At 67.4% G+C, this 2,185-nt stretch carries 2 protein-coding genes; both read right to left on the bottom strand.

What is annotated here, in order from left to right:
• Positions 1-142 precede the first annotated feature (142 nt).
• Positions 143-1,171 carry a GNAT family N-acetyltransferase gene (locus KDL01_RS40670; protein WP_212534064.1) on the bottom strand — a complete coding sequence of 343 codons (1,029 nt, stop codon included), beginning with the start codon at positions 1,169-1,171 and terminating at the stop codon, positions 143-145.
• A 152-nt stretch (positions 1,172-1,323) separates the two neighbouring features.
• Positions 1,324-1,938, bottom strand: a complete 615-nt coding sequence (locus KDL01_RS40665) for a type 1 periplasmic-binding domain-containing protein (RefSeq protein ID WP_212534063.1) — start codon at positions 1,936-1,938, stop codon at positions 1,324-1,326.
• Positions 1,939-2,185: the final 247 nt, after the last annotated feature.

The following is a 2,185-nucleotide window of genomic DNA, read 5'->3' as shown; positions in this document are numbered from 1 at the left end:
TGACACGGAAGGCTCCTGAGACCGGTGTTGCGTAGAGAACACCACCAGTAACAGGAGCCTTCACACTGCCGCCTGACTGACCATCAGGCGAGACGAGCCGAGCCACGGAAGAAGCGGGACACCTTCTTAGACGTGTTCAGGTTCACGAGTCGTCAGCCCCGAGGCGCGACCGGACCTCCGAGATCGCGCCCTCGATCGTCACCATCCTTCGTGCCGTGACGTAACCGAGGTCGTGGTTGACCGCGATCATGTACTTGTTGTCTGAGGCCGTCGTGGTCAGCACACGTTCGAGGTGCGGGCGGGCCGTCGACAGCGTCCGCATCATCGCCGCCTTGATGGCGCGTCCGAGCCCGTTGCCGCGAAACTCGGCGAGCACGGCCGTGTCCCGTTGGGACGTGACGGTCGCCTGCTCGGGGTACCCGCTCATCTCCGTCATGCCGACGATGCGGCTGGATGCGTCCTCGACCGCCGCGACCACCCAGAGATCCCGTCCTGCCTCGCGCTCGAAGGCCTCGTGCTCCCGAACCCGCTGCGCCGTCCATTGCGGCTCTCGGAGGCTCGAGTCGCCCGTAGGCGCATCGGCTATGGCCGACCGGGCCAGCGCATACTGCGCGACGAGCCTTTCGGGCGCCGCCCCAGACCATGCTTCCAAGAAAAAACCGGCAGAAACAGGGATATTCCAGCGCGCCGAGTCCAGTTCGGCCACATGCAGTACCTGCAGCACGCGTTCCTGCGTCCGCTCGAAGCCGAGCCCAGCCGCCCACCGATCTCCGGCGCTTCCGCCCACCACATCGAACCCCACCAACCGGCTGCGGCCCGCGATGAGTGCGGTGTCGTCCACCATGGCCCGCAGCAGACCGGAGCCGACGCCCCGCCCCCGTACAGCCGGCAACACCCGTACCGAGGCGACCACGGCCTGGGCGTTCTCCTCCGACGGCAACTGGGCGATAATCAGCCCGATGACATCGCCGCCGTCGCCCCGAGCGATCCAGAACCTCCGGCGCACCGATGGCGGGTCGGTGGCGCGAAGCACCTCCACCACCGTCTCGAACGTGTTCTGCGGCGCGTGGGGGTCCGCCTCTTTGAAGATCGCGTTCGTTACGTTGTAATAGCCTCTCAAATCCCGCTCGCCGGCTCGCGCGGGGACGAAGGGCTCGATGCTGAAGTGCATGGCTCGGAATCCGTTCCGATTCGGCGGCTGAGGTCTGGGTGACATGGTGTCAGTCCGGCGTCGCGATCCCGGTCGGGTTCCTCGGTGGGCCTTGGCAAATGACCGGCCTCGACTCCTACTCCACGCATTTCATGGTGGATTTTTCCCCGCGGTCACCCCGCCGCGCTGAACGCCTTGGTGAGCGATGCCTCGACGTCGGTCGTCGTCTCGGTGCCGGCGGAGCTGCCGGCGTTCGGGTAGGTGAGGACGGTGATCTTCGGGTAGGCGGCGGACCGGGCCGTGGCCGCCTGGGTCGGGAGCGGGCCGGCGGCGAGGATGATGTCGCAGCCTCGGCCGGCCAGCGTGTTGAAGTACGTCTCCGCGTTGGCCAGTGACTGGTCGCCCTGGACGGCCAGGTAGCTGACCTGTTCCGTCGTCTTCGTGGAGGCCTGCTGCATGCCGGACCAGACCGCCGCGGCGGCGGGGCCGGAGACGCCGCTCTCGTCGGTCAGGAGGCAGGCGGTGTAGTCGGCGTACTGACGCGAGCGGGCGGCCGGGTGGTACGGGGCGGGGGAGGAGCCGGTCTGCAGGACCGCGAGCGAGACCAGGCCGGCCACGAGCATCACGCCCACCGCCGCCGAGGGGCGGGGGTGCCGGCGTATCACGGCTCGAAGACGCGACGCGTTGGATAACAGGGTATTGAGCCACCGGGTGGACGCCCGGCGGTCCGCCTCCTTCGCCCGCGCCTTCGGCAGGTTGTTGTGGTTGTGAGCTCCACTGCGCGCCATGGTGCGGGAGCGTACCCCACATCAGGTGCCGCAGTCACCGGCTGCCGAGGCGAGCCGATGCCAATACGATGCCAACGCCGTGCCAACACCAGGCCATTTCGGTGTGGCTACCTCACAATTCACTTAGCGAGTTTCAATCAGGCTCTTGCGTAGTGGAGCAGTGTTCGGATATACCTGGGCGCGACGTGGCGGTGACGCCACGTCTCTCGTTGTTCGTCGCCGGGAACGGGTGGGGCTGCCATGGGTG

This window comes from Actinospica durhamensis (assembly GCF_018139695.1).
Classification (GTDB): Bacteria; Actinomycetota; Actinomycetes; order Streptomycetales; family Catenulisporaceae; genus Actinospica; species Actinospica durhamensis.
This window is presented reverse-complemented; position numbering and strand designations above follow the sequence as displayed.